The organism is Sphingosinicella sp. BN140058 (genome assembly GCF_004135585.1).
GTDB lineage: Bacteria > Pseudomonadota > Alphaproteobacteria > Sphingomonadales > Sphingomonadaceae > Allosphingosinicella.
Window position 1 is genome coordinate 1,828,671 of the sequence record NZ_CP035501.1, and the last position, 24,655, is coordinate 1,853,325.

At 67.3% G+C, this 24,655-nt stretch carries 22 protein-coding genes; 10 read left to right on the forward strand and 12 right to left on the reverse strand.

The genetic code is table 11. The features are described from left to right. Positions 1-4: 4 nt before the first annotated feature. A complete protein-coding gene (locus ETR14_RS08300; protein WP_129384178.1) occupies positions 5-739 on the reverse strand; it encodes an SDR family oxidoreductase in 735 nt (244 codons plus the stop codon). A gap of 95 nt (positions 740-834) precedes the next feature. Between ETR14_RS08300 and ETR14_RS08305 the strand changes: the two genes are divergently transcribed. The 3 genes from ETR14_RS08305 to ETR14_RS08315 all read left to right on the forward strand — a co-directional run bounded on the left by ETR14_RS08305 (position 835) and on the right by ETR14_RS08315 (position 3,284). Continuing rightward, positions 835-1,728, forward strand: a complete 894-nt coding sequence (locus ETR14_RS08305; RefSeq protein ID WP_129384179.1) for a LysR family transcriptional regulator — start codon at positions 835-837, stop codon at positions 1,726-1,728. Positions 1,729-1,822: 94 nt separating this feature from the next. Further along, positions 1,823-2,485, forward strand: coding sequence for a hypothetical protein (locus ETR14_RS08310; RefSeq protein WP_129384180.1), 663 nt, complete (start codon positions 1,823-1,825; stop codon positions 2,483-2,485). A gap of 109 nt (positions 2,486-2,594) precedes the next feature. Further along, positions 2,595-3,284, forward strand: a complete 690-nt coding sequence (locus ETR14_RS08315; RefSeq protein ID WP_165356374.1) for a zinc-ribbon domain-containing protein — start codon at positions 2,595-2,597, stop codon at positions 3,282-3,284. Between the two features lie 27 nt (positions 3,285-3,311). Here the strand turns inward: ETR14_RS08315 and ETR14_RS08320 are convergent, their stop codons facing one another. Then, positions 3,312-4,052 carry an SDR family NAD(P)-dependent oxidoreductase gene (locus ETR14_RS08320; protein ID WP_129384182.1) on the reverse strand — a complete coding sequence of 247 codons (741 nt, stop codon included), beginning with the start codon at positions 4,050-4,052 and terminating at the stop codon, positions 3,312-3,314. A gap of 86 nt (positions 4,053-4,138) precedes the next feature. Between ETR14_RS08320 and ETR14_RS08325 the strand changes: the two genes are divergently transcribed. After that, complete coding sequence (locus ETR14_RS08325; protein WP_129384183.1) at positions 4,139-4,780, forward strand: TetR/AcrR family transcriptional regulator; 642 nt, start codon at positions 4,139-4,141, stop codon at positions 4,778-4,780. Positions 4,781-4,785: 5 nt separating this feature from the next. Here the strand turns inward: ETR14_RS08325 and ETR14_RS08330 are convergent, their stop codons facing one another. Further along, positions 4,786-5,454 carry an O-methyltransferase gene (locus ETR14_RS08330; RefSeq protein ID WP_243455822.1) on the reverse strand — a complete coding sequence of 223 codons (669 nt, stop codon included), beginning with the start codon at positions 5,452-5,454 and terminating at the stop codon, positions 4,786-4,788. 87 nt (positions 5,455-5,541) lie between these two features. On the opposite strand from ETR14_RS08330, the gene ETR14_RS08335 reads away from it, so the two are divergent. Continuing rightward, entirely contained in the window at positions 5,542-6,174 is a 633-nt protein-coding gene (locus tag ETR14_RS08335) for a TetR family transcriptional regulator (RefSeq protein ID WP_129384185.1), read from the forward strand. Between the two features lie 6 nt (positions 6,175-6,180). Here ETR14_RS08335 and ETR14_RS08340 read toward each other — a convergent pair whose 3' ends face one another. Both ETR14_RS08340 and ETR14_RS08345 read right to left on the reverse strand, forming a co-directional pair. After that, entirely contained in the window at positions 6,181-6,636 is a 456-nt protein-coding gene (locus ETR14_RS08340) for a VOC family protein (RefSeq protein ID WP_243455823.1), read from the reverse strand. Between the two features lie 103 nt (positions 6,637-6,739). After that, positions 6,740-7,651, reverse strand: coding sequence for a LysR family transcriptional regulator (locus ETR14_RS08345; RefSeq protein ID WP_129384187.1), 912 nt, complete (start codon positions 7,649-7,651; stop codon positions 6,740-6,742). A gap of 96 nt (positions 7,652-7,747) precedes the next feature. On the opposite strand from ETR14_RS08345, the gene ETR14_RS08350 reads away from it, so the two are divergent. Then, positions 7,748-8,527, forward strand: a complete 780-nt coding sequence (locus tag ETR14_RS08350; protein ID WP_129384188.1) for an SDR family NAD(P)-dependent oxidoreductase — start codon at positions 7,748-7,750, stop codon at positions 8,525-8,527. A 15-nt stretch (positions 8,528-8,542) separates the two neighbouring features. Here the strand turns inward: ETR14_RS08350 and ETR14_RS08355 are convergent, their stop codons facing one another. Beyond that, positions 8,543-9,940, reverse strand: a complete 1,398-nt coding sequence (locus ETR14_RS08355) for a hypothetical protein (protein ID WP_129384189.1) — start codon at positions 9,938-9,940, stop codon at positions 8,543-8,545. 105 nt (positions 9,941-10,045) lie between these two features. Further along, a complete protein-coding gene (locus ETR14_RS08360) occupies positions 10,046-11,923 on the reverse strand; it encodes a methyl-accepting chemotaxis protein (RefSeq protein WP_165356375.1) in 1,878 nt (625 codons plus the stop codon). A gap of 263 nt (positions 11,924-12,186) precedes the next feature. Between ETR14_RS08360 and ETR14_RS08365 the strand changes: the two genes are divergently transcribed. Continuing rightward, a complete protein-coding gene (locus tag ETR14_RS08365; protein ID WP_243455824.1) occupies positions 12,187-13,359 on the forward strand; it encodes a carbohydrate porin in 1,173 nt (390 codons plus the stop codon). 26 nt (positions 13,360-13,385) lie between these two features. Here ETR14_RS08365 and ETR14_RS08370 read toward each other — a convergent pair whose 3' ends face one another. Together ETR14_RS08370 and ETR14_RS08375 are read right to left on the reverse strand one after the other, a co-directional pair. Beyond that, a complete protein-coding gene (locus ETR14_RS08370; RefSeq protein WP_129384192.1) occupies positions 13,386-13,886 on the reverse strand; it encodes a hypothetical protein in 501 nt (166 codons plus the stop codon). A gap of 13 nt (positions 13,887-13,899) precedes the next feature. Then, positions 13,900-15,264: a LysM peptidoglycan-binding domain-containing protein gene (locus tag ETR14_RS08375; protein WP_129384193.1), complete on the reverse strand. Its 1,365-nt coding sequence runs from the start codon at positions 15,262-15,264 to the stop codon at positions 13,900-13,902. A gap of 209 nt (positions 15,265-15,473) precedes the next feature. On the opposite strand from ETR14_RS08375, the gene ETR14_RS08380 reads away from it, so the two are divergent. Further along, complete coding sequence (locus ETR14_RS08380) at positions 15,474-16,196, forward strand: DUF6683 family protein (RefSeq protein WP_129384194.1); 723 nt, start codon at positions 15,474-15,476, stop codon at positions 16,194-16,196. A gap of 54 nt (positions 16,197-16,250) precedes the next feature. On the opposite strand, the gene ETR14_RS08385 is transcribed toward ETR14_RS08380, so the two are convergent. Further along, entirely contained in the window at positions 16,251-17,240 is a 990-nt protein-coding gene (locus tag ETR14_RS08385; RefSeq protein ID WP_129384195.1) for an SDR family oxidoreductase, read from the reverse strand. Between the two features lie 178 nt (positions 17,241-17,418). Here ETR14_RS08385 and ETR14_RS08390 point away from each other — a divergent pair, with 178 nt between their 5' ends. After that, the gene (locus ETR14_RS08390; RefSeq protein ID WP_243455907.1) at positions 17,419-20,040 is read left to right on the forward strand and encodes a glycosyl hydrolase 115 family protein; all 2,622 of its coding nucleotides are present in this window, start codon (positions 17,419-17,421) and stop codon (positions 20,038-20,040) included. 18 nt (positions 20,041-20,058) lie between these two features. Here ETR14_RS08390 and ETR14_RS08395 read toward each other — a convergent pair whose 3' ends face one another. Together ETR14_RS08395 and ETR14_RS08400 are read right to left on the reverse strand one after the other, a co-directional pair. Next, on the reverse strand, positions 20,059-20,568 hold the full coding sequence (locus ETR14_RS08395; protein WP_165356376.1) for a DUF4189 domain-containing protein: 510 nt from the start codon (positions 20,566-20,568) through the stop codon (positions 20,059-20,061). Positions 20,569-20,651: 83 nt separating this feature from the next. Next, complete coding sequence (locus ETR14_RS08400; RefSeq protein WP_165356377.1) at positions 20,652-21,596, reverse strand: AraC family transcriptional regulator; 945 nt, start codon at positions 21,594-21,596, stop codon at positions 20,652-20,654. 152 nt (positions 21,597-21,748) lie between these two features. On the opposite strand from ETR14_RS08400, the gene ETR14_RS08405 reads away from it, so the two are divergent. Next, positions 21,749-24,637, forward strand: coding sequence for a YadA-like family protein (locus ETR14_RS08405; protein ID WP_165356378.1), 2,889 nt, complete (start codon positions 21,749-21,751; stop codon positions 24,635-24,637). Positions 24,638-24,655 lie beyond the last annotated feature (18 nt).

Consider the following 24,655-nt stretch of genomic DNA (forward strand, 5'->3'; position numbering starts at 1 on the left):
GTCCTCAGTTCATGCCGCCGTTGACCCGGATCACCTGGCCGTTGACCCAGCCGGCCTCGGCAGTGGCCAGGAAGGCGACGACGCCGGCGATGTCGTCCGGCGCGCCGATGCGACCGAACGGGTTCATCCTGGCGATGGCGGCGACCTGCTCCTCGCTCTTGTCGCCCAGGAACAATTCGGTCGCGACCGGTCCCGGCGCGACCGCGTTGACGGTGATGCCGCGTCCACCGAGCTCCTTGGAGAGGACTCGGGTCAGCGCCTCCACGGCGGCCTTGGTCGCCGCATAGACGCCATAGCCGGGCTGGCAGAGGCCGACGACGCTCGACGAGAAGTTGACGATCCGGCCGCCGTCGGCGAGCCGTTTCGCGCCCTCGCGCAGCCCTCGGAAGACGCCGCCGACATTGAGCGCGACCTGCTGCTCGAACGCTTCATCCTCGGTCTCGGCGATCGCGCCGAGCCTCATCATGCCGGCATTGTTGACCAGCAGATCGATGGTGCCGAGGGCGGCCTCGGCCGCATCGAACAGGGCGGCCATGCCGGAAGGGTCGCCAAGATCTGCGGCAATCGCGACGGCACGGCCGCCGGCTGCCTCGATCGATTGCACCACCTTGTCGGCCGCTTCGCGGCCATGGGCGTAATTGACGACGACGGCGAAGCCGTCGGCGGCGAGGCGCTGCGCGACGGCGGCGCCGATGCCTTTGGAACTGCCGGTGACGATCGCATTGCGCTGCTTGGACATCGCTCTTCTCCTTTCCGGTGATACATAGCGGTGACGTCGCGCCGGATAATCTCCCCCGATTTGACAAGATCGTTCGGCTTGGGCGAACAAAGGCCATGGATCACTTCCAGTCGCTCCGGCTGTTCGTGCGGGTCGTCGAACGCGGCAGCTTCACCGCGGCTGCCAGCGATCTCGGCATCAAGCGCTCGACCGCGACGGAGGCGATCCGGGAATTGGAGGGGCGGCTTGGTGCCCGCTTGCTCGACCGTACGACGCGCCACGTCGCGCCGACCACGGACGGACGTCTCTATTACGAGCGATGCACGGCGATCCTCGCCGATCTCGACGACGCCGAGAGCGTGCTGCGCGACAGCGAGCCGCACGGAATTCTGCGCATCGACGCGCCGGGTCTGCTCACCCGCACCTTCATCCTGCCCGTGCTTTCCGATTTCCTCGACCGCTATCCGCGGCTGCAATTGCAGATCGGCCAGACCGATCGCCTCGTCGATTTGGTTCGCGAAGGTGTCGACTGTGCGATCCGGGTCGGCGAGCCGGTCGACAGCGGATTGATGCTGCGGCGGCTCGGCATGCTGCGCGAGACCACGGTGGCGAGCCCGGACTATATCGCACGGCATGGAAATCCGCGCGGGATCGACGATCTGGCCGGGCATTTCATGGTCGGCTTCTGGTCGTCGCTGACCGGAGACGTGCTGCCGCTCGAGTTCATCGTCGACGGACGCGCCCGCGAGATCCGCCTGCCGATGCGGGTCAGCGCCAACCATTCCGACACCAGTGCCGATCTGGCGCGGCGCGGCTTCGGCCTCGTGCAGGCGCCGCGCTACCGGTTCGCGGCCGAGCTTGCGGCCGGAACCCTGGTCGAAGTCCTGCCCGAGCACCCGCCCTCGGCGACGCCGCTCTCGGCGCTCTACCCGGCCCGACGGGCGCACTCGCCCCGGCTTCGCACCTTTCTCGACTTCATCGCCGCCATCTTTCGCGATGCCGATCTGTGAGCCACCACGGTAGTTCCGGCCTGGCGGCCTTCATCGGTGCATCGTCTCGGCGGCCGGGTGCGTTGGATGCGGCAACGAGGCTGGAGGTTCGTGAATGGGCATCATGGCGCTGTTGGGCACAGGCATGGCGTTGCAGTTCGAGGAACGGGGGAATGGGTTCGTCTATCGTGCCAATCGCACCGGGCCGGCACGGCCCGTCTCCGCCGAAGAACGGGCCCGTTTCGTCAAGCGCGGCGGCATCGACTTCCTCATTCACTGTGTAGCCTTCGGCCTGTGCATGGTCGCAGCAGCGATGGTGACTGCCACCTTCTTTCCGGAGGGCGGCGAAGCGGGCGGGTTCGTGCTGATGGGCGCCCAGATGGTGGCGATCGGCTACGCCCTCTACCGCTCGCTCAGATGGTCGATGCTCGCCCCCGAACGCGCGCTGGCGGACCGGGCACCGGTGGCTCCATCCCGGCCGCGCCCTGCCCGTCGTAAACCCTCGCCCACGCGCACCTCCCAGCCCCGCAACGGCGGCTGCCTGCTTCTCCTCGGTTTCGCGATCGCCGAACTTGTCGGCGGCGTGGCCGCAGGACTCCTCACGTTCGGCTTTCTCGACCTGACCATCGGGCTGATCGTGCCGGGCGACCCGAGAGTCCGTGGCATTTCGGCGCTCACCGGCTTGGCCGTGGGCTTCGTGACCACGATCCTGATCGATCGCCGCTGCGAGCGGAAGACCGGGAGCAGCCTGCTCGACCTGTTCAGCTACTTCCACTGAGTGTGTCAGGCGGCGCAGGACCGCACAGCGGCAGGTGCCGCTCGGTTCGGCTATGGAACGATCCTGCCGCTCCGGAGTCCTTCTCGGAAAGCGATCGAGGAACAACGACATGGCGTTTTGCAGCGCGTGCGGTACCAACCTCCCGGCGGGCGCGCGTTTCTGCCCCGAATGCGGCGTCGCCGTCTCCGGCCAGGCCGCCCCGATCACCGAGCCGCAGGCGACGCCCGGTTCCGCAGCGGCACCCCCGGCGCGTGGCGCTTCGCCCGTCGTGCCTGGCGCGACGCCCGTCACCGGCGGCGGCGGCGGGGCTGGATTGATCCTGCCGATCATGATCATCGTGGGGCTCGCCGTCATCGGACTGTTCCTGTGGAGCCAGCGAAGCGAGGAGCGCTCGCGTGTTGCGACGCGAGACGCAGCGGCGGAGCAATCCGAGTCCGCGTCGGCGGCGGATGACGCGAAAGAGAGCGAAACGGTCTCCGCCTCGTCCGACGGCGCCGCCCAGACGAGCGCCGCGAGCCTCGATTCCGCCTTTCACGCCAATCCGGAAGGCGCCCGCGCCCGCTATTCGGGTTCGCTCACCGTCACCGGCGTCGTCGCCACGATGGTGATGCCCGGATCGACGCCGGCAATCGCCATCGAGGGACGTACGCGCCTCAATCTCGTGGTGGTGAATTTCCCGGCCGGATATCGTGACCGCCTTAGCCGCCTTGCCAAGGGCGACCGCATCACCGTGACGTGCGACGGCGTCAGGGCGCTTGCCGGCACGACCCTGCTCCAGGGCTGTGCCCTCGCCGGCTGAGACAAGGCGAGAACGCAGCGAACCGGGTCAGGCGTTGAACCCTCCGTCGACGGTCAGCACCGACCCTGTGATGAAGCGGGCGGCGGGGCTGGCGAGAAAGGCGACGGCAGCGCCGATGTCCTCGGGCGCGCCGTAGCGGCCGAGCGCGGTGTGTGACCGGATCTGCTCGGCATGCTCGCCATCGGCCGGGTTCATGTCGGTGTCGATCGGCCCCGGCTGAACCAGATTGGCGGTGATGTCGCTCGGCCCGAGATCGCGGGCGAGACCACGGGTCAGCGCGAGCAGGGCCGACTTGGTCATCGAATAGATGGTCGAGCCGGCCAGCGGTACGCGCTCGCCGAGACAGGAACCGATGGAAATGATCCGCCCGCCCGCCTTCAGATGCGGGATCGCCGCCGCCGAGGCGAGCACGACCGAGCGAACGTTGACGTCGAGCAGGGCGTCGATATCGGCGAGGCTGGTCTCGGGAAGCGCGCCATAGCGAGCGATACCGGCATTGTTGACGAGGATGTCGAGACCACCGAGCGCCTGCACGGCCTCGTCGACGGAACGGGTGACGGCCGCCGCATCGGCGCTGTCGGCCTGGATGGCGATCGCGCGCCGGCCTTTCGCCTCGATCGCCCGCACGACCTCCGCCGCACGGTCGGCGGAGCGTTCGAACGTGATCGCCACGTCCGCGCCCTTGTCCGCAAGCGCCAGCGCGATACCGGCACCGATGCCTCGTGAGGCGCCGGTCACAAGCGCCCGTCGTCCAACCAAGTCCGTCATCTTCTTCATTTCCTTATACTGTAACGATCGACACAGAATTAGCTAAGGGGCTTAACCGGAAGCGTCAAGAAGTTATATATCGAACGATGCAGAAATCCGGAGACTCGATCGAGACGGGAAAGAAAGGCCGCGGGCGCCCGCGCGCCTTCGACCGGGCCGCCGCGCTTGCACAGGCGACTCGCTTGTTCTGGCAGAAAGGCTATGCGGCCACGTCGATTTCCGATCTCACCGAAGCGATGGGGATCGGTTCCCCCAGCCTCTACGCCGCCTTCGGCTCCAAGGAGGCGCTCTATGCCGAGGCACTGCGCCATTATGCGGAAAGCTATGACGGCCTTGTGTGGGCGCGTTTTCGCAACGCCGAGACCGCCCGGGCAGCCGTTCGTGCATTCCTGTTCGACTCGGCGGCAGCGCTGACCGGCTCGGTTGCCGACAATCCCCTTGGATGCATGGTCACTCTGTCCGCGGTCGGCAGCGAGGGATATCAGCATCTCGGCGAAACAGTCCGGGAAGCACGTTCGGTCACGCTCGAACGTCTCGAATCGCGGCTCGCCCGGGCAGTCGAGGAAGGGGAACTAGCCCCTTCCGCCGACCTTCGCGCGCTTGCCCGCTTCGTTCAGGCGGTACAGAGTGGAATGTCGATCCTCGCCCGCGACGGTGCGGATCGAGCCGAACTGGAAGCGGTCGCCGACACCGCGATGCGCGGCTGGGACGCGTCGACCGGCGGCTGACTTCCTCAGCCTACTCGCACCGACAACTCGACGTCGTCGCCGAGGGGCATCGACAGGTAGCCGCTTGCCGGCGCGCGCACTCTGGCGAGGTAATCGGGCGCGTAATCGGCATTGTCCGCGACGATCACCGCGCCCGGACGCAAGCGGCGCTCGAGCAGATCAAGCACATCATCGTACAGCGCCTTGGCACCGTCGAGGAGGACAAGATCGATCCGCTCCGGCAAGTCGGTCGCAAGGGTCTCGAGCGCGTCGCCTTCGCGCAATTCGACGAGGTCGAGGAGACCGGCAGCCGTCAGATTGTCGCGGGCGACCGCAACTTTGTCCGGCTCGAACTCGCTCGTGATCAGACGTCCGCCGCCGCCGTCCCGCAGCGCCGAGGCGAGGTGGATTGTCGAAAGCCCGAACGACGTCCCGAATTCGACGACATGCTCCGCCCGCACCGCCCGCGCCAGCATGTAGAGCAATTGGCCCATCTCTTGAGAAACCGGCAGTGCATAGTCCTTCAGCCGCGCGTAAAGTGCCCGGTAATCGGTCTTGCTGCGCATCATCCGCCGCCGCTCCTCCTCGGGTACGGCAGCCAAAGTCGGCTCGCTGAGCGGCGATTCGCCTCGCGCCTGGGCGAACAGCTGCTCGAGCAGCGGCGCCACCGGCGCGGTCGTCAACGTGGTCATCATCTTCTCCAATGCCAGAGCAGGGGTTTGCTCGCTCCGAAAATACGATTACTTCGTCAGGTTTCCTATTCGCATTGCCAGGAGCATCCTGTGGCGACGCCCCGAACTCCCCAAGTCTCCTCGCGCAAAGCGCCCAAGCAGGCACGGTCCAACGCGCTGGTCGCAGCCGTGCTCGACGCCGCTGTTCAGGTTTTGACGTCCGAGGGCGCCGGCCGATTCACGATGGCGCGGGTGGCAGAGCGAGCCGGCGTCAGCGTCGGGTCGCTTTACCAATATTTTCCGAACAAGGCCTCGATCCTGTTCCGCCTGCAGAGCGACGAGTGGCACCGCACCGCCGATCTGCTTCGGTCGATTCTGGAAGACGGCGCTTCGCCTCCGACCGCGCGCCTTCGAACCCTCGTCCACGCCTTCATCCGGTCGGAGTGCGAAGAAGCGCCGGTGCGGCTGGCGCTTGCCGATGCGGCGCCGCTTTATCGCGACGCCCCGGAAGCGCTGTCCGCGCGCTCCGAAAGCGCCTCGATCTTCCGCTCTTTCATCGATGAGGCGCTGCCGGGCACCACCGAGGGCCTGCGGCGGCAAGCCGGAGACCTGATCAAAATGACGCTCAGCCGCGTCGGCAGCAGCTTTTCGGAGCTGCCCCGAACCGACCCAGAGATCGACGACTTCGCGAGCGCCCTCGCCGACATGCTCTGCGCTTATGTCGAACGCCTGGCCGCCCCCTGACCCGACCTATTCGGGACCGTCCTGTTCCACGCCGTCCGGCTTGGGTTGCCAGAGCTCGATCTTGGTGCCGTCCGGATCGAGAATCCAGGCGAAGCGGCCGCTGGGATCGCTGTCGTCACGCTGCAGGATGGCGACGCCCTTGCTCCTCAGGCGCGCCAGGAAAGCGTCGAGATCGTCGACGGCGAAGTTGATCATGAACTCCCGGGTCGACGGCGCCATGTAGGTCGTGTCCTGCTTGAAGCCACCCCACACGAGCACATCCGGATGGCCGGGCGCATCGTAGCGCAACATCGCGCGACCGAACGGCTCGATGCGAATGCCGAGCACGTCGCGATACCATGCGGTCAGCGCCTTTGGATCCTTGCTCCTGACGAAGATGCCGCCCACTCCCGTGACATGGCCAGCGGCTGGGATCGATTGATCCGCCGGCTGCGCCGACGTCGCGCCGGCCACACTTGCCACCGCCAACGACAGTATCGAAAGTCGAAGGCCTCGCATCGCGCTCTCCCCCTGTGCAACCGACGCAGTTTAGCATGGAGCGGCGGCGTACGGGATCGCTTTTGCGTCAGCGGAAGAGCGCAGATGTCCTGACCGCCGCGGCGAGGTGATCGATGAAGGCCGTTACCCGCGGCGGCGTCGGGCCGCCACCGACGTGGATGGCGTGGACCGGCTCGACGTCACCGGGATCGAAACCTGCCAGCAGCAGCACGAGATCGCCGCGCGCAAGATCTTCGGCGACGTGGAAGCGGCCAAGCCGGGCAATACCGACACCCTCGAGCGCCATCTGGCGCAAGGTCTCGCCATTGTTGACACGAACCGATCCGCCCACGGGCACCTGGACGATCTCGCCGCCGACCTTCATCGGCCAGCCGCCCCGCGCCTTCCTGAAGTTGAAGCCGAGACAATCATGGCACGCCAGATCGGCCGGGACCGCCGGGCTGCCGTTGCGCTTCAGGTAGGCAGGAGCCGCGACCACCACGAGTGGGCTCTGCCCGAGCTTGCGCGCGACCAGCGCGCTGTCCGGAAGGGCGCCCGTTCGAATGGCGATATCGGCACGCTCCGCCATCAGATCGACGACGTCGTCGGTGAAGCTGAGGCTGACCGATACCCCCGGATGCGCACGCAGGAAGGAGGGTACGGCCGGTGCAACGATCAGCCGGCCGAACGGCAGCGAGGCATTGATCGCCAGCGTCCCGGCGACCACGCCCCCGCTTGCCGCCGCCTCCGCCGCTGCGATCTCGCCGACGATCCGCTGCGCGGCCTCGAAGAAGGCGCGTCCTTCCTCGGTGAGGGTGAGCGCCCGCGTGGTGCGGATCAGCAAGCGGGTTCCGAGCCGTCGCTCAAGGCGGGCGATCAGCTTGGAGACGGCGGATGGGGTCAGGTCGAGCCGGCGCGCCGCGGCAGAGAAACCGCCGTCGATCACAACCCGGGTGAACACCTCCATCTCGCCCGATCGCTCCATCAGTATCCCCGGCATCTGGTCCTCACATTCACAGCCATTGTTCCTGCCCAGGACATAGTTGAGCACCGCTCCAAGGACTAGATCGCGGCCACCCCTTCCTGGAGACGATCGATGGACTTGAAGCTTACCGACAAGATTGCGCTGGTATCCGGTTCGACCGCCGGCATCGGCCTCGAGATAGCCCGCACCCTGGCCCAGGAGGGCGCGCGGGTGATCCTGACCGGTCGCAATCAGACGCGGATCGATGCCGCGGTCGCGGAGATCGGCGGCCGTGCCACAGGCATCCTTGCCGACGTGACCACCCCCGGCGGCACCGCGGAGGTGATCGCTGCCCATCCCGACGTGGATATCCTGGTCAACAATCTCGGCATCTACGAAAGCAAGCCGTTCGCGGACATCTCCGACGCGGATTGGATGACCTATTTCGAGGTGAACGTGCTGAGCGGGGTGCGGCTCAGCCGCCATTATTTCCCCCGCATGCTGGCGAAGAAAGCAGGCCGGGTGATCTTCGTGTCGAGCGAGACCGGCCTCGCGGTCGACCCGGCGATGATCCATTATGCGATGACCAAGACCGCTCAATTGTCGATCGCCCGCGGGCTCGCCGGCTTGACCCGCGGCACCCAGGTCACCGTCAATTCGGTGATGCCGGGGCCCACCCGCTCCGAAGGCATCGTCGACTTCCTGAAGAGCGTGTCGAGCAATCCGGAGGCGACGGGGGAGGAGGCCGAAGCGGAATTCTTCGCCGGCCCGCGTTCCGGATCGTTGCTGCAGCGGATGATCGACCCGGAGGAGATAGCCAGCCTCGTCGCCTACCTCGCCAGCCCGCTCTCCGCGGCGACCAACGGCGCAGCGATCCGGGTCGAAGGCGGGCTGATCAACGCGCTCGCTTGAACAACGCGCGGCGGCTCAGGGGCGGCGTTGGTAGCGTCCGTCACCTGGGCCGCCGAGGAGGAGCGCGCCATCATCGATGCGCAGGCGCAGGTCGGTGAAGGCAGGCAGCGCGAGCTGCTTGCGATCCATGGAGAAACGAAGGATGCCACTGGAGACTGGCGGGAAGGCGAACGTCGCGTCGCGTTCCGGTTCCTGATCGACGTGCAGCGTCGCGCCCACCGCCGCCGATCCTGCCGGACCTTCCACGAAGGCATATCCCCCGCTGCCCGTCGTCATCATCCGCTCGATGCGGCCGTCGGCGAAGCGGAGGGAGACGTCGACACGGCGGAGGGGCGTTCCCGATTCGAGATCGGCGACCTGGACGCCGAGCCCTGTCGGCGGCGGCGCGGCATCGGCGGCCATCGGCAGCGCGCAGGCGGCGGGGAGCACCGGATCGGCGAGGTCGGGCTCCGGCAATCCTGCGGCCCGCGCCGCCTCCATCGCTTCCGCACGTGCGGCCCGCCAGGCGGCGGCCGCGTCCCGGGCAGCCTCGACGTCGCCTGGCGACAAGTCCTGGCTCTTGCCCGCCATCGTCTTTCGGGCGAGCCGTTCGACGTCGGCGCGGGCAGAAATGGCTTTCCGCAAAGCTGCGGCGGCACGATCCCGGAGCGTAGCGGCTGGAACCGGTGCGGCGCCGGGCAGAATCGGCGGTGCGGTCGTTGCGATCACGTCCATGCCGGGCAGGAACGGACATCGCGCAAGCAGCGCAATGTTCTGCGCACCCTGTCTGCGCTCGAGAACCTCCTCCGCCGCCTCGGCGTTCCACGGCTCCGCCGCAACGAAGGCGAAGAGCGGCCGGTCCGCCGGCGAAAGATCCGCGACCAGCAGGATCGCCTCGCCTTCGCGACGCCACTTTCCGTGCGCCGCCTGATCAATCGCGCCATAGGCCAGGAACCATTCGAAGGTGCCGTCCGGGCGCAACAGCAGCTCCGATCCGACTTCGGTTACGCCGGTGAGGTAATAATGGCCGGTGAGGTCCTGAGCCTTAGCCGCCGCGGCTTCGGACGTGCCCACCTGCGCATCCGTGGCCAAGGTCTCGGCCGCCTCGCGAAGGTGGCAGCTGCGTCCCGGCACGATCTCGGCAAATTCGGCAACGGTCAGGACCGGCAGGCCCGCCTGCTCGCCATAACTCGCCACCACTTCCGCATAGGCCGGCCCAGGATTTGCCCGGTAGCGCGCAACCGTTTGGGCGCCTGGCCCGTCGTGCAACCGATAGCGGGTCTCGCCGAGATCGCAGCGGGTCAGGATGACCTCGCCCTTGTCGACGGCCAGGGTGCCGATGAAGATGTCGAGCGACGGGGTGTCGACGTGTGCGACGGGCGCGGCGGCGGCCGACCAGGCAAGCGCCAAGCTGGCCGCCAATTCGAAAATCATCTTAGCCCCCTCGTCTCTGAGGGGGCGGTTTACAAGCGGCGGCGCGCCTGTCCAGTGCCGGTCGCCGCAATCGGGCGGGGGCGGAGCGCCGCCCCCGCCGGACGCTCAGAACTCGTTCCAATCGTCGACCGCAGCGGCGAGGTTGCTCTGCAGCGCGAGCGCGTTGTTGCCGCGCGTTGCCGGCCGGGCAGCGGGCCGGGACGTTGCCGCACGCCGCGGGGCAGGGGCGGCGGACGGCTTCGCCGTGCCGGTGTCGAAGCGACCGACCAGTCGGCTGAGCCCGTCGGCTTCGTCGGCCAGGGTCTTCGCGGCTGCGGTGCTCTCCTCGACCATCGCGGCGTTCTGCTGGGTGACCTTGTCCATCTCGGTGATCGCGGTGTTGACCTGGGCCAACGCGGAGCTTTGCTGATCCGCGGCCATTGCGATCTGGCTGACGAGGCCCGAGACTTCGTCGACCGAGCCGATGATCCGGCCGAGCGCCTTGCCGGCTTCGCCGACCAGCGCCACGCCGCCTTCGACCTGACGCGAGCTGTTGGAGATCAAGGTGCCGATCTCCTGCGCCGCGTCTGCCGAACGCTGGGCAAGCGCGCGCACCTCATTGGCGACCACCGCGAAGGCACGACCCGCTTCACCGGCATGCGCGGCTTCGACGGACGCATTGAGCGCAAGGAGATTGGTCTGGAATGCGATCTTGTCGATCACTTCGATGATCTTGGTGATCTCCTGCGAGCTCTTCTCGATCTCGGCCATCGCGGCGACGGCATCGCCGACCACCTTGCTGCTCTCCTGCGCATCCGCCTGAGTGGCGCGGACCAGCTTGTTGGCCTCGTTCGCACCCGTCGCGCTGTTGTGGACCGTCGTCGTGATCTGCGTCATCGCAGCCGCGGTTTCCTCGAGCGAAGCAGCCTGCTGCTCGGTGCGGTGCGACAGATCGTCGGAGGCCTGGCTGATCTCGCCCGAGCCGCCATGAATGTTGCCGGTGGCCTGCGCGATCTTCCCCATTGCGTCGCGCAATTCGCCGATCGCGGCGTTGAAATCCTCTTCCAGCTTGCGATAATCGCCGGGGAAGTTCCGCAACGCCACGGTGAGATCCCCAGCGGACAGCTTGGCGAGGGCGCTGCCGAGATCCCGCACCACGGTCTGTTGCGCGGCGTCGGCGAGCTCCTTCTGCTCGGCCGCTTCTTCCTGAGCGACTGCGGCGTCGCGAAACACGAGGACCGCCTTGGCCATCGCGCCGATCTCGTCGGCACGGTCGGCGGCCGGAATCTCGAGGCGGGTCTCGCCACCGGCCAGCCTGCGCATCACTTCGGTGATCAATGCGATCGGCCCAGTGACCTGGCGGCGGACGATCTGCAGTGCGATCCCGCCGATGACGAGCAGGCCAAGCAGGGTCGCCCCGATCATCATCCAGGATGCGGTCGAGGCGCGCGCCTTTGCGTCGGCGGCGGCGGCTTCCATTTCCTTGTCCTGGCTGTCGACGATCGCATCCAGATTCTGGTCGACGATATCGTATTTGGGAGTCGCCTGCTTGGTCAGGATCGCCGACACGCCGGCAACGTCGTTGCGCAGCGACATGGCGAAGGCCGGTGCAACGGTCTCCTTATATTCGGCAAAAGCGCTGGTGGTCTTTTCCAGGCGTGCAAGATCGGCCGGCTCGTCCTCAAAGAAAGGCTTCAGCGCGGCGAGGCTCTCGTCGAGGGCCTTGGTTTCGGCGTCCGTCTCCTGCTTGAGCGCGCGGGTTGCCGCCTCGTCCACGGTGACGGCGCTTTCCAGCCACAATTGCTGGATCCGGCTCATATGCTCGCTCGCCGCGCCGGCAATGCGCAGGCTTTCGGCTTCGTCGTTGGCCAGATCCTGGGCGAGCCCCGACATGGCCGAAACGTTGTACAGGCCGTAGGCGGCGACACCGCCGGTCAGCGCAGTAAACAGGCCGAGCGCCGACATGATCTTGGTCGCGACGCTCATCTGATTGAAAGCGGACACACTGAACTTCCTCTGCGAACGCGGCGCCGCCTGCGCGGAGCCGCCGCGTCGGCCCCGGACCTTCATGTCCGCAGCCGATCGACACCCACCCCGAACGATGGATGTTCCCATCTCCATCTTAGAGTGAAACCAGTCCGTGCGGCCGACACGGCGAATTACCTAGTTCGATGGTGCGAATGTCTGAACCGCCGTGGTGCCATGCGCAGGCTCACTGCCTGGCGGAGTGTTACGCCGGTGCAGCGTTCGTGCGTATTGGAGCTGTCGTGAAGTATCTGGCGTTCGCGGCCGCGGGAGCGGCCCTGTTGACATCCCCGGCGTTGGCAGAGGAGGTGGAAAGCAGCACCAACTGGCTGCAGATAGAGGGGCTGTACAAGGCCGACGCGATGGCGAACGTGCGCGGCGGCGTCGACCGCGGCATCCGCCTGCTCGGCAATGGCGAGATCATGGCCGAGGCGGACCTCGCGCGCTTCGGCTGGCGCGGCGCCCGCGCCAAGATCCATTTCCTCAGCGTCCACGGCGAAGTGCCCAACGATCTTGCCGGCACCATGCAGGGCGTCGACAATATCGAGGTCGAGAATAACCGCTCCAAGCTCTACCAGGCCTGGATCGAGCAGAGCTTCGCCGGCGAGCGTGCGGCGCTGCTGATCGGCATGGTCGACCTCAATTCCGAATTCTATCAGAATGATGCCGCCGGGCTGTTGATCGCGCCGGCGTTCGGCATCGGATCCGAACTGGCGGCGACCGGGCCCAATGGCCCCTCGATCTTTCCATCGACGGCGCTTGCGGCGCGGCTGCGGATCACCGACGGCAAGGGCGCTTACGCCAATGTCGCTCTGTTCAACGCCAAAGCCGGCGTGCTCGGCGACGACGGCGGCGTCGACTTCAAGATGCGCGATGGCGCGCTGGCCATTGCCGAGGCGGGAATTGCGGGCAACGGCAAGCTTGCTGCCGGTTATTGGCGCTACACCAAGCACCAGGGCGACATTCGCAGCGTCGACGCAGACGGCGCGGCGGAGGGCCGGATCACGCAAGGCGCCTATCTGCTGGCCGAGACGCCGTCGCTCGGCGGCGGCGCGGACGGGCGCGATATCCGCGGCTTCGCGCGCATCGGCCTCTCGGACGGCGACACCACGCCCTATCGGGGCGGCTGGCAGGCGGGCCTGCTGGTGGAGAATGCGGGCGGCACGGGTTCCCAGCTCTCGCTCGGAGTCAATCAGGCACGACTGTCGTCCAAGTTCCGGCGCAACGCCGCCGAGACGGGCCAGCCGCTCGGCCGGACCGAGACGGGGGTGGAACTCACGTACAGCCAGCCGATCACGCCGTTTCTGTCGGTCCAGCCGGACGTTCAGTACATCTTCAATCCGTCTGCCAACCCGCGGATCAAGGACGCCGTCCTCGTCGGTCTGCGCTTCACCGTCACCATTCCAGGCAATTGAGCCGGGTGAGTTGCGCGCACTCCCGCTCAGTCGGCGACCGGAACCTCGTAGGTCGACCCGGTCGTGCCGACGGGGTACACCGAGGCACTGAGGCTGCCTTCCACCTGAAGGACCTTGCCGCCGGGCAGCGCGGCGACGAACTTGCGGGCGAAATCGTCGAGACGCTCCCAGCGGCCGAGCCGTTCGAGCGCCGCCTGGTCGACCATCGACGCGGTAATCTCGGGGCAGGCTTCCTCCCAAATCAATGTCTCGGGCTCGCGGCCTGCATAGACGAAGGCGATTTCGCAGGCCGGCTTGCCGCGCAGGGCAAGCTCCTTCTTGCCGAGGACGTGCGATCCGGCCTCCGCTGGTGTCGCAGGAGCGGCGCGCGCGGTCGCAGCCTGCGCCGCCGGCTCCTGCGATGACGGTGCTCGGGCCGGCGCAGCCTGCACCCGTTCGGTGTCGTTGCCGGCTGTCGGCGCCCCGGCCTGCGAACAGCCCGGCAGCAGCAGCAGGCAGGCGGCAAAGGCTGCGATCGATCCCTTCATAACGCTCCCGTGGTCAATTCGGGTCGAACTCTACATGAAGGTGATTGTTGCTGCGATTGGTGAAGGTTTCGAACGCGACATCGTAGCGGTCGCCGAGGATGGCGCGAACCTCGTTCTGGAAGGCGCGGCCCTGGGCAATGCTGATATTGTTGCCTCGGAAATCCAGCGCGCGATCCGAATAATGGAGCGATCCGTTCATGTGGCGGCTGTCGTTGCCCGAGGTGATCACCGGCGTCGGCAGGCCCAGCCGGCGTGCCGCGTCGGCCACTGCCTGGATCGCCGGATCCATCGCTGCATCGAGCCGACTGATGTGCACGCTCGCCCCCTTGACCTCGACTCCGTTGGCCGCGGCGACGGCATTGCCGTCGATCCGCCCGCCGGCCTGGACATTGGTGGTGGGGCTCGGCGTCGCCGCCGCTGCGCCCGGCAGGGCGACAGCATATTCGGCCGGACGGTAGCGATCGAGCTCGGGCACGGTGCCGTGATGGTGGACGGCGTTGCCGCGGCCGAGCACCGGACCATCGAGGGCGTTGATCCAGCCGAGATTGTTGGCGCTCGAATAATGCGGATTGGCGTAATTGAGGTGCGATCCGATCGACGAGGCCTGCCCGCCGGCACGCGCCGCCAGATAGGTGTCGACAAGCGTATCGACGCGCGCGCTGATCCGGCTTTCCGGAATGTCGTCGACCGAGTTGCGGCCATCGCGGCGGGCGATCGGCCCGTTGATGTCGGAAAACTGGTTGTGGCTGTTGACCACATCGGCGACCGTATCGCCCCAATGACCGGAGGCGGTGCGGTTGAGGATGGTGTCGATGATGCCGTGCGCCTGGGCGTCGCCGGCCGTCTGCACCCATTCCGTCTGCAGCGTCTTCTTGAGGTCGATCACGTCCTGCGCGGAGAGCGACAAGGTCCCGTTCTCCACCCGGGTGGTGCCGCCGACCGCGGCGACTCCGTTCGTCCCGCCAACTGCCGTGCGCCCGGTGCCGGCAGGGATCGTCAGGGTGTCGCCGGGATAGATGCGGTTCGGATTGGCAATCTGCGGATTGGCGGACAGCAGAGCGTCGACACCGACGCCGTGCTTCGCCGCGATCCGGCCGAGCGTGTCGCCGCGCGCAATCTCGTACGATTGCGACGCCCCTTGCGGCAGCTTGAGACTTTGGCCCTCGTGGATCAGGTTGGGGTTGCGGATGTCGTTCAATCGCGAAAGCGTCGACACGTCCGTGCCGAAGCGCTGGGCGATGCCGGACAGGGTTTCGCCCCGGGCCACCGTGTGGCGGCCGCCTTCCTGCGGCGGCGAAGCGCCTGCATTGACGCTCGCATGGGTGTTGATGCTGTTGATGCTGGTGCTGGTGCTGCTGGTAGCCGAAATGCCGACCATCGGACTCACTCCCGTGTCGCGGATGCGGCGGGAATAGCAGCAGACGGGGAGGCCCGTATCTAAACGGATCGCTTAGATTATCCTTTACCGCCAAGCTTATCATCATGCGGAGCCGCCGGCGCACGTCGAGCGACGGCAGGGACAAGGCGCTTTCCCGACGTTGCTTGCCGGGCGCTCACGTGAAACAAGACCAACGAGGGAGATCGTCGATGCGTGTCCGAACCCAACAGCCTCGCCTCGCCGCCTGCATGCTGCTGCTTGCCGGGCTCGCCAGTCCGGCCGCCGCACAGGAGGGCGTCGACTGGGGCGGCTTGATAGCCGGCATCGCCCACGGCACGGCCATGGACGAGGCCGCGCAGAAGTCCGTCTCGACGACACGCCGGGGCGGCACGCGCCCCTCTCCCGCCCCGAGCGTGCGCCTGACCTACCAGCGGTCGCCGGAACGAAGCCGTGCCAACATCGCCCGCTTCATCGAAAACGCGCGCAAGCAGGATTCGCAGGGTGCGGCCGCGTTCGAAAAGCAGCTCGCCGCGCCCGATCTCTTCGACAAGATGGGCCGTGCCCTATCCGGCTACGGCCTCCGCATCGACAATGTCGCCGACGCCTACACGATCTACTGGCTGAACGCGTGGCTCGCCTCGCGCGGGCGCAACGACACGCCGCCGCGCCACCAGATTGCGGCGGTTCGTGCACAGGCCGCAAAAGCCATGGCAGCGCTTCCGCAAGTGGTACAGGCTGGCGACGCCGTGCGGCAGGACATGGCCGACGCCCACCTGATCCAGGCCGCCTTGATCGGCGGCTTCATGGACGGCGCGGAGGGCAAGCCGGACCTGGTCCGCCAGGTTGCGGCTGCCGTGCGCCGGAGCGCGCGTTCGTCAGGGCTGGATCTCGATGGCATGGAGCTTACCGATGCGGGGTTCGCAGCGCGGTAAGTTTCGGTCTCGATCTTCGTGCGGCGGAAGCTCGAAGGCTCAGATCCAAAAGGCTCAGATCGTTCCAAGCCCGCCATTGGCCCCGAAGATGCTGCCGTCCGTGTAGCTGAGTTCGCCGCTCGCCAATGCCACATAGAGACCGGCGAGTTCCGCAGGCTGGCCGGCGCGGCCGAGCGGCGTGTCCTGCCCGAATTTGCCGAGTTCGCCCGGCAACTGGCCGCCGACGACCTGGAGCGGCGTCCAGATCGGTCCGGGCGCGACCCCGTTGACCCGGATCCCCTTCTTGGCAAGCTGCTTGGCGAGGCCCTTGGTGAAGATCGCAATGCCCGCCTTGGTAGTCGCGTAATCGAGCAGTTCCTCGCCAGGATCGACGGCGTTGACCGAAGTCGTGTTGATGATCGCCGATCCCGGCCGCAGCAGCGGCACCGCCGTCTTGGTGATCCAGAACATGGCATAAAGGTTGGTCTTCAGCGTGCGATCGAACTGCTCGAAGCTGATCTCGTCGATCGATTGCTTGGATTGCTGATAGGCGGCGTTGTTGACGAGGATGTCGAGGCCCCCGAGTTCGGAGCGGGCACGGCCGACCAGATCGACGCAGAAACGCTGGCTGGTGAGATCGCCCGGGATCAGCGCCACCTTGCGCCCCTCGCCCCGCAGCAGACCGGCGACATCGCGTGCGTCGGCCTCTTCGTCGGGATGGTAATTGAGCGCGACGTCGGCGCCCTCACGGGCAAAGCCGATCACCGCGGCGCGGCCGATCCCCGAATCGCCGCCGGTCACCAGGGCCTTGCGGCCCTGCAACTTGCCGGAACCGACATAGGAACGTTCCCCGCAATCCGGCACGGGTGTCATGTCGCGCTGCAGTCCCGGCCATTTCTGCCGCTGCTCCGGAAATGGCTCGCTCGGATATTTGGTCTGCGGGTCGGCGGGCGTACCCGATGGGCGCCCCGGTGCCGGCTGCGCGATGGCCGGCGCGGCGGCGAGCACGGCGCCGGTGGCGGCGGCCGCCTGAAGAAGGCTGCGGCGGGTAGGCTGATCGACCATGATGCGTCTCCGGGAGATGGCAGGCACGCAAGCGCGCCATCGTGGCAATGGTTGCTACGGGAAAAAGGCCGCCTTCTCGGCGCATGGCCGTGCCCGATTGACAGGCGGGTCGCACGCGGCGCACCTATGTTACCGGTAACATGACCAGGCAGGCCACAAAGGCCGCTTCGGAGAGGTGATGATGAGAGCAGGCGGGTCGCCGATTTCGTGCTTCAGGATTGGCCGCGACTTCGCATGCCTGATCCTGCTGCTGTGCGGACTTACCGCTGCGGAAGCCTGCGTCGAGCCCGCTTCGGTCTGCGAAACGGCGGCAGCGGGCAGCTTCGGCCTCGTCGAGGCGGCCAGACCCGCGGCGATCCTGGTCGATGCCGATGCGGACTCTGCTGTCCGACATGCCGTCGCAGGCTTCAGGGCCGACCTGAAACGGGTGAGCGGGCACGATGCCGCGCTGCTCACGGATCGAAGCAAGGTGCGCGGTCTCGCAGTCGTGGTGGGTGTGCTCGGCCGAAGCCCGATCATCGATGGCCTCGCCGCGTCCGGAAAGATCGACGTGCGCGACATCGCCGGTCAGTGGGAGGCCTTTCGCCAAGTCGTCGTCGATCATCCATGGCCGGGTGTCGCCCGCGCCCTGGTGATCGTCGGCGCCGATCGTCGCGGCGCCGCGTTCGGCACCTACGATCTGTCCGAGCGGATCGGAGTCTCGCCCTGGCACTGGTTCGCGGACGTGCCGGTGCGGCACCGCGAGAACGTCTACGTGACCGCCGGCACACGGTCCGATCGGCCGCGGGTCCGCTATCGCGGTTTCTTCATCAACGACGAGGATCCCGCGTTCAGCGGCTGGGCCAAGCAGCAGTTCGGCGGCGTGAACTCAAAGGCCTATGCCAAGGTCTTCGAGCTGCTGCTGCGGCTCAAGGGCAATTATCTGTGGCCGGCGATGTGGGCGCCCAAATCCTTCGCCCTCGATGATCCGCGCAACATACCGCTCGCCGACGAGATGGGCGTGGTGATGGGCACGTCCCACCACGAGCCGCTGACCCGCGCCCAGAGTGAGTGGCACCGGCTGCGCGGCGACGGAGTCGCCGGCGGGCGCTGGGATTACCGAACCAACGCGGCCAATCTGCGCGCCTTCTGGCGCGGCGGCATCGAGCGAATGATGTCGAAAGGCGGCGGGCAGGCCTATGAGAATGTGGTGACGGTCGGCATGCGCGGCGACGGCGATGAACCGATGGCCGAGACCACTGCCACCGAACTTCTCGAAACCATCGTCGCCGACCAGCGCAAGATCATCGCGGACGTCACTGGCCGCCCGGCGGAACGGACCCCGCAGGTTTGGGCGCTCTACAAGGAGGTGCAGGATTATTACGACCACGGCATGCGCGTGCCCGACGACGTCACCCTGCTCTTCTCCGACGACAATTGGGGCCAGATCCGCCGGCTTCCGGATCCATCGAAGGGAGATGTCGCGCGCAGCGGGGGCTATGGCGTCTACTATCATTTCGATTATGTCGGCGGCCCTCGCAACTACAAGTGGATCAACACCAACCAGGTCGGCAAGATCTGGCAGCAGATGGATCTCGCTTATGCACGCGGCGCCCGCCAGCTGTGGGTGGTCAATGTCGGCGACATCAAGCCGATGGAATATCCGCTCGATTTCTTCCTGAAGATGGCGTGGAATCCGGAGGCGATGACGGCCGAGGCGCTAGGCGCCTTTCCGACCGACTGGGGGGCGGCGACCTTCGGGCCCGATCTGGCGGCCGAGATCGGCAGCCTGATGACGACATACAGCCGCTATGCCGCCCGCCGAAAGCCCGAGCTGCTCGATCAGGACAGCTTTGCTCTCGGCCCGATCACCGGCGATGCGCTCGACGGCGGCGAATTTGGCGAGATCATCGAGGGCTGGCGCGCGCTCGCCAGCCGTGCCGACGCAGTCCGGGCCAGGCTTCGGCCGGATCAGCAGAGCGCCTGGTTCCAGTTCGCCGGCTATCCGATTGCGGCCCTCTCCAACCTCTACGAGCTCTATTATGCGGCCGCGTGGAACAAGGCGCTGGCCTCGCGCAACGATCCGCGTGCGAACTATTTCGCCGATCAGGTCGAGGCGACCTTCGCCCGCGACGCGGCCCTGACGGCGCAATATCACGCCCTGAACGGCGGCAAGTGGGACGGGATGATGAATCAGGTCCACATGAGCTACGTGATCTGGAACGACCCGACCCGCCAGACCATGCCGAGCATCATGCGCGTCGGCGCGGACACCCCGCCCGAGGAACGCGGCGTGCAGCCGCGCTTCCGCCGCGCAGCGACCGACCAGGGCCGGCGGATCGTGCTCGACGCCGCCGACTTCCAGCGTGCGGTGCCGGCGGACGGTGTCGCCTGGCGCGCGATCGCCGATCTCGGTCAGGGCAAGGGCGCGCTCGTCTCGCTTCCCCAGGGCGGGCCACCGAGCGACAGCAGAAGGGGGCCGCGCGTAGAATATGACGTCACCACGGGCGGCGGCGACACCCGGATCACCCTCCGGCTTGCGCCGACGCTCGGTACGACGGGCGCGAAAGGCTTGCGAATCGGGATCTCGGTCGACGATCGGCCCGTTCAGATCCTGTCTTCGGCGCTGATCCCGACACCGGGCGCCGCAACCACGCCGGAGCAGACCGCCTGGATCGCCGCCGTGATCGCCAACGCGCACGAGGTGTCTGCAACCTTCCCCGGGCTTCGCGCCGGCCGCCACACGATCAAGGTCTGGCGGATCGACGACAATGTCGTGGTGGATGCGATCGCAGTCTCACCGGCCGAAGGAACAGGTTAGGGCTGATTTCGGCCTCTCTCAGCGACCCCCGGCGGCGGAGTCGTACAATTTCTTGAGCGGCCCGCCCTTCGAGTTGCACGCCCAGACGACCTTAGGCGTAGGCTTGCCCTTGCTGCGCACGGCGGCATGTGCCGAGGCGATGCGGTCGGCCGCGGCGCGAGTGGCTGCGATACCCCAGCCATAAGCGTTGCCGGCACCTTCCGGCACCGTCCGGTACGCCGCGCAACCCCGGCCGGACCACGCCAGGACGACCGTGCCGGAGCCGCCGCGTTTGCGCACTTCGGCAAGCGCGCGTTTCTCAGCTGCGGCGCGTGACGTGTAATCGTACGAGAATCCGTAGCGATAGCCGTTCGTCCGATCGACGGCCAAGGCGCCGAATGTTCCGGTTTGCCGTCTGGCCGGCGCATAGGCCATTCTGACCGCGGCGACCCCCGCGCTGATCTTGACCGACGGGGCCAAAGCCGCTGCCGGTGCCGCAATCGACATTGCGAAGAGCAGGCCGCCGGACCACCAGGTACGTAGATGCATAGCTTCTCTCCCTTCGTGTCCCCTATGTGACGGACGCGCCGCCTTGAAAAGCATTGCCTGTCACGCGCCTTTGGTCTCGCCGCTTACCGTCTGCTGCGGTGCGCACTGCGATATTCCGACGGAGTCATGCCGAAGCGGCGCTTGAACAAGCGGTGGAAGTGCGACGAGTCGGAGAAACCGACCGCGAAGGCGACGTCGATCACCCGCTCGCCGCCCGCGGCCAGGCGCTCACAGGCACGATCGAGCCGGACGGCGTGGAGTTCCTCGGTAAAGCCGAGTTCCGCGGCTTCGAAGGCCAGGTGACCGGCGCGTTCCGAGATGCCGACGGCTGCGGCGACGTCGCGCATCGACAGCATCGGGCGCGCATGATCCCTCGCGATCGTCTCACGCATCGCAGCGACCCGTGCAGCACCGATTGCGGGTCGCGCCGCCTGCTCCGCCTCGTCGACACTGCGCGCGCAAAGGGCCTCGACCAATTCGGTCATGTGGCGTTCCGCCAGCGGATCGATCGGCTCTCCGTTCAGGGCATCGCGCATCACCGCCCGCCCGTAAGCATGAAGCAGGTGCATCAGAGGCCTGGACCGCGCGAGATCAAGACCGGCAGCGCGATCCGCATCCACATTGCGAAGGGCGGGTCTGCGCAGCCGAAGGACCATCAATCGCGCATCCGGCCAGTGCGTGTCGATCGTGTCCGAAAGCCGCGTCAGCACGCCTGAACCGCGCTGCAGGGTAACACGCTGCTCACGATGTTCAATGCGCCCCGTGCCCGAAAGCACCGAAAGCAGCAGGAAGTCGTCATCCTGGTCCGACAGGCAGCTGCGGTCGCGATGATTGCGCAGACTGGTGGAGCGGGTGATGCCCAGACACACGTCCTGCCCGGTGAGGAAGTTCACGTCCACGCTGAGATCGGCTTGTTCCAGCGACGAGGAATTGCACCCGGTGAGGGTGCGCGCGAGCATGTCCTGAAAGTAGGCGACGCGATCCGCGGCCGGCAGCGACGACGTCGAGAAGCGCACAAGAGAAGGCACGCTGGTGCGCTCCGGTCCACGCGCGTTGCGCTGCTGTCCACGCATAAGCGGCGACGACTCCCTTAATCCGACGAGGATTGCCGCCCGGAAGCCGGCTGACAAGGAAAATGCGCGCCGGTCGCGACCGGCCTGCCGACAAGAGGATAATGTTCATGAAGCATCTGCTCGCAGGTTCGTCGTTTGCCGTGATCGCCTTGTTGATGCCGACATCGCCGGTCGCCGCCCAGAATTCCCAGTGCGTCGATGGCAACGGCAATGCGGTGGGAACGATCGCACCCGGCAGTGTCGAGTCCGTCGTGTGCGGCAGCGCCACGGTCAACGGCAGCGGCGCGATCGGCATCGGGCCGCAAGCCAGCGCCGAGGGCCCGAACGGGACTCCGGTCACGTCTGCAATCGCCATCGGATTTTCCGCCGAGGCCAGCGAGACCGATACCGTCGCCCTGGGATCCCTCTCCGAGGCTTCGGGCTTTCGTTCGACGAGCGTCGGCAGCATGAGCAGCGCGTCCGAGAGCGGTGCGGCGGCATTTGGCGGCGCGGCGAGCGCGTCGGGAACGAACGCCACCGCGATCGGCTATTCCGCCCTGAGCAGCGGCCCGGACTCCACGGCGATCGGCACCCAGGCGCGGGCGCTTGGCAGCAGCTCGACGGCCGTCGGCCGCAGCAGCGCAGCAAATTCGGCGTCGGCAACGGCAGTCGGCGAATCCGCTTTGGCACAGGGTACCAACAGCAGTGCGGTCGGATCCGACGCGCGCGCCAATGGAAATTTCACACTCGCGTTGGGTGCTTCTTCGACGGCGCAGTCGCAGAGTGCGGTCGCGGTCGGCCACAACAGCAGTGCGACGACGGTGTTCGCGACGGCACTCGGCGCCAGCGCCGTCGCCTCCGGCAGCAATGCGCAGGCGATCGGCGCAGGGTCTCAGGCAAGCGGGCAAGGGTCGGCCGCACTGGGCTTGCTCAGCCAGTCACTTGGGCAATCCGCTCTGGCCGTCGGAACGGCCTACAAGGATGCCAACAACGTGACGATCTTCACCAGCGCAACCGGGGCGTTCAGCCTCTCCCTTGGCGCCGGCGCTTCGACCGGGGGTGACCGGGCGATTGCGGCGGGCTTCAACGCTTCGGCCGATGGCGCCCGGGCCGTCGGGATCGGTTCCGGGTCTCGGGCCGGGGGAGAGAATGCGACTGCGCTCGGCAGCGACAGCGTCGCCAATCAGGTGCGCAGCACCGCGATCGGCGCAGGCAGCGGCGCCGCCGAATATGGCACGGCCGTCGGCGACCGGGCGTCGGCGACGAGAATTTCCGCCGCTTTCGGCAGTTTCGCGGAGGCTTCGGGCGAGGCGTCGACGGCGCTGGGCTACGCGACCAGCGCATTGGGCGCCGGAGGAGTCGCGATCGGCCGATCAGTGGCGCGCGGCGATGCCGACGTGGCGATCGGCCGCTTTGCCACCACCGATGGTGGAGGACAGCCGACCAGCGGGAATATCGCGATCGGCGGCGACGCCGGCGGAAACGCGCCGACGATCGCCAACGGCGGCTCGGCGATCGCCATCGGCACCTCCGCGGGGGCGACAGGCTCCAATGCAGTCTCGCTCGGCGCCGGTGCGCGCAGCGACGGCGCCAATGCTGCGGCGCTCGGTTATCAGGCGCACGTCACGGGTGCGAATGCGGTGGCGCTGGGCGCCAATTCCCTCGCGGCCAGGAACAACAGCATTTCCGTCGGTGCCGCAGGAAGCGAACGTCAGATCACCAATGTCGCAGCGGGCACCGAATCGACCGACGCGGTCAACCTCACACAGCTGAACGCGGTTGCAGCGACGGCGAACACGGCACTCGCGAATGCGGCCACGGCGCAAGCCACGGCAGACAATGCCCTCGCCGCCGCAACTGCAGGCGGCGACGCCGCGGCGGCTGCACTCAACGCGGCGAACGCCGCGCAAGGCTCCGCCAACACGGCCGTCGCCGATGCGGCGACGGCGCTCGGCGCGGCCGGTGCGGCGCAGGGTACGGCCGACACAGCGCTTGCCAACGCCGCGACGGCGCAGGCCTCGGCGAACGATGCGATGACGATGGCCGTCGCCGCCGGCGACACTGCCGCCACAGCACTCGGCGCGGCCGGGGCGGCGCAAGGGACTGCGGACACCGCCCTCGCCAATGCCGCGTCGGCACAATCCACCGCCGACGAGGCATTCGCCAACAGCGCCTATGTACGGGTGAACTCCGCCGGCACGGCACCGACCGCCTCGGGCCTGGATGCGATTGCGATCGGCCAGGCGAGCATTGCCAATGGAACCGCGTCGGTTGCGCTCGGGCGTGGCGCGAGAGCGCAGAACGGTCAGGCGGTTTCGATCGGATCGGCCAATGTTGCGAGCGGCAACGGCGCGGTGGCGATCGGCGATCCGAACGTGGCCACGGGGACGGGGGCGGTCGCGCTCGGCAACACCAACAGCGCGACCGGGCAAGGCGCGATCGCGATCGGCAACCTCAACACTGCTAACGGCAATTCGGCAATCGCGCTCGGCGACGGGGCGACGGCGAACGGCGCCGGCGCAGTGGCGATCGGCCAAGGTGCCGCCGCCGAGCGGGCGGGCCAGGTCAGCCTCGGCAACAGCAGCTCGACCTACAGCATGGCCGGACTTGCTTCGAGCGCGAGCGCGGCTGCGCAAGCGGGTGCCCTGCGGCTCGTCACGACCGATCTCGGCGGGAATCTCGCCACCTCCTCTCTCGACCTTGCCACTCTGTCCGGCCTCGACGGCCGGACCACGGCGCTCGAAGCGCGATCGTCCGCGCTCGAAGGTCAGGCCCTGTTGCTCAACCGCCGGCAGGAGGGCGGCATCGCCGCGGCAATGGCGCTCGGTGGAACGATGGTCATCCCGGACAAGACGGTGAGCGTCTCCTTCAACCTCGCAACCTATCGCGGCGAGCAGGGCTTTTCCGGCACTGCGGTGATCCGTGCCAACCGCAATATCTATGTCAGCGGGGGCTTCGCCGGATCGACCGTACGCGGATCCAAGGGCGGGCGCGTCGGGGTTGCCTTCGGCTTCTAGATTTCCGTTAATGACGGA

Excerpts from the sequence above, each read along its gene's own strand:
- ETR14_RS08300 (WP_129384178.1), bottom strand. The coding sequence starts at position 739 with ATGTCCAAGCAGCGCAATGCGATCGTCACCGGCAGTTCCAAAGGCATC.
- ETR14_RS08305 (WP_129384179.1), top strand. The coding sequence starts at position 835 with ATGGATCACTTCCAGTCGCTCCGGCTGTTCGTGCGGGTCGTCGAACGC.
- ETR14_RS08310 (WP_129384180.1), top strand. The coding sequence starts at position 1,823 with ATGGGCATCATGGCGCTGTTGGGCACAGGCATGGCGTTGCAGTTCGAG.
- ETR14_RS08315 (WP_165356374.1), top strand. The coding sequence starts at position 2,595 with ATGGCGTTTTGCAGCGCGTGCGGTACCAACCTCCCGGCGGGCGCGCGT.
- ETR14_RS08320 (WP_129384182.1), bottom strand. The coding sequence starts at position 4,052 with ATGACGGACTTGGTTGGACGACGGGCGCTTGTGACCGGCGCCTCACGA.
- ETR14_RS08325 (WP_129384183.1), top strand. The coding sequence starts at position 4,139 with ATGCAGAAATCCGGAGACTCGATCGAGACGGGAAAGAAAGGCCGCGGG.
- ETR14_RS08330 (WP_243455822.1), bottom strand. The coding sequence starts at position 5,454 with ATGATGACCACGTTGACGACCGCGCCGGTGGCGCCGCTGCTCGAGCAG.
- ETR14_RS08345 (WP_129384187.1), bottom strand. The coding sequence starts at position 7,651 with ATGCCGGGGATACTGATGGAGCGATCGGGCGAGATGGAGGTGTTCACC.
- ETR14_RS08350 (WP_129384188.1), top strand. The coding sequence starts at position 7,748 with ATGGACTTGAAGCTTACCGACAAGATTGCGCTGGTATCCGGTTCGACC.
- ETR14_RS08355 (WP_129384189.1), bottom strand. The coding sequence starts at position 9,940 with ATGATTTTCGAATTGGCGGCCAGCTTGGCGCTTGCCTGGTCGGCCGCC.
- ETR14_RS08370 (WP_129384192.1), bottom strand. The coding sequence starts at position 13,886 with ATGAAGGGATCGATCGCAGCCTTTGCCGCCTGCCTGCTGCTGCTGCCG.
- ETR14_RS08375 (WP_129384193.1), bottom strand. The coding sequence starts at position 15,264 with ATGGTCGGCATTTCGGCTACCAGCAGCACCAGCACCAGCATCAACAGC.
- ETR14_RS08380 (WP_129384194.1), top strand. The coding sequence starts at position 15,474 with ATGCGTGTCCGAACCCAACAGCCTCGCCTCGCCGCCTGCATGCTGCTG.
- ETR14_RS08385 (WP_129384195.1), bottom strand. The coding sequence starts at position 17,240 with ATGGTCGATCAGCCTACCCGCCGCAGCCTTCTTCAGGCGGCCGCCGCC.
- ETR14_RS08390 (WP_243455907.1), top strand. The coding sequence starts at position 17,419 with ATGATGAGAGCAGGCGGGTCGCCGATTTCGTGCTTCAGGATTGGCCGC.
- ETR14_RS08395 (WP_165356376.1), bottom strand. The coding sequence starts at position 20,568 with ATGCATCTACGTACCTGGTGGTCCGGCGGCCTGCTCTTCGCAATGTCG.
- ETR14_RS08405 (WP_165356378.1), top strand. The coding sequence starts at position 21,749 with ATGAAGCATCTGCTCGCAGGTTCGTCGTTTGCCGTGATCGCCTTGTTG.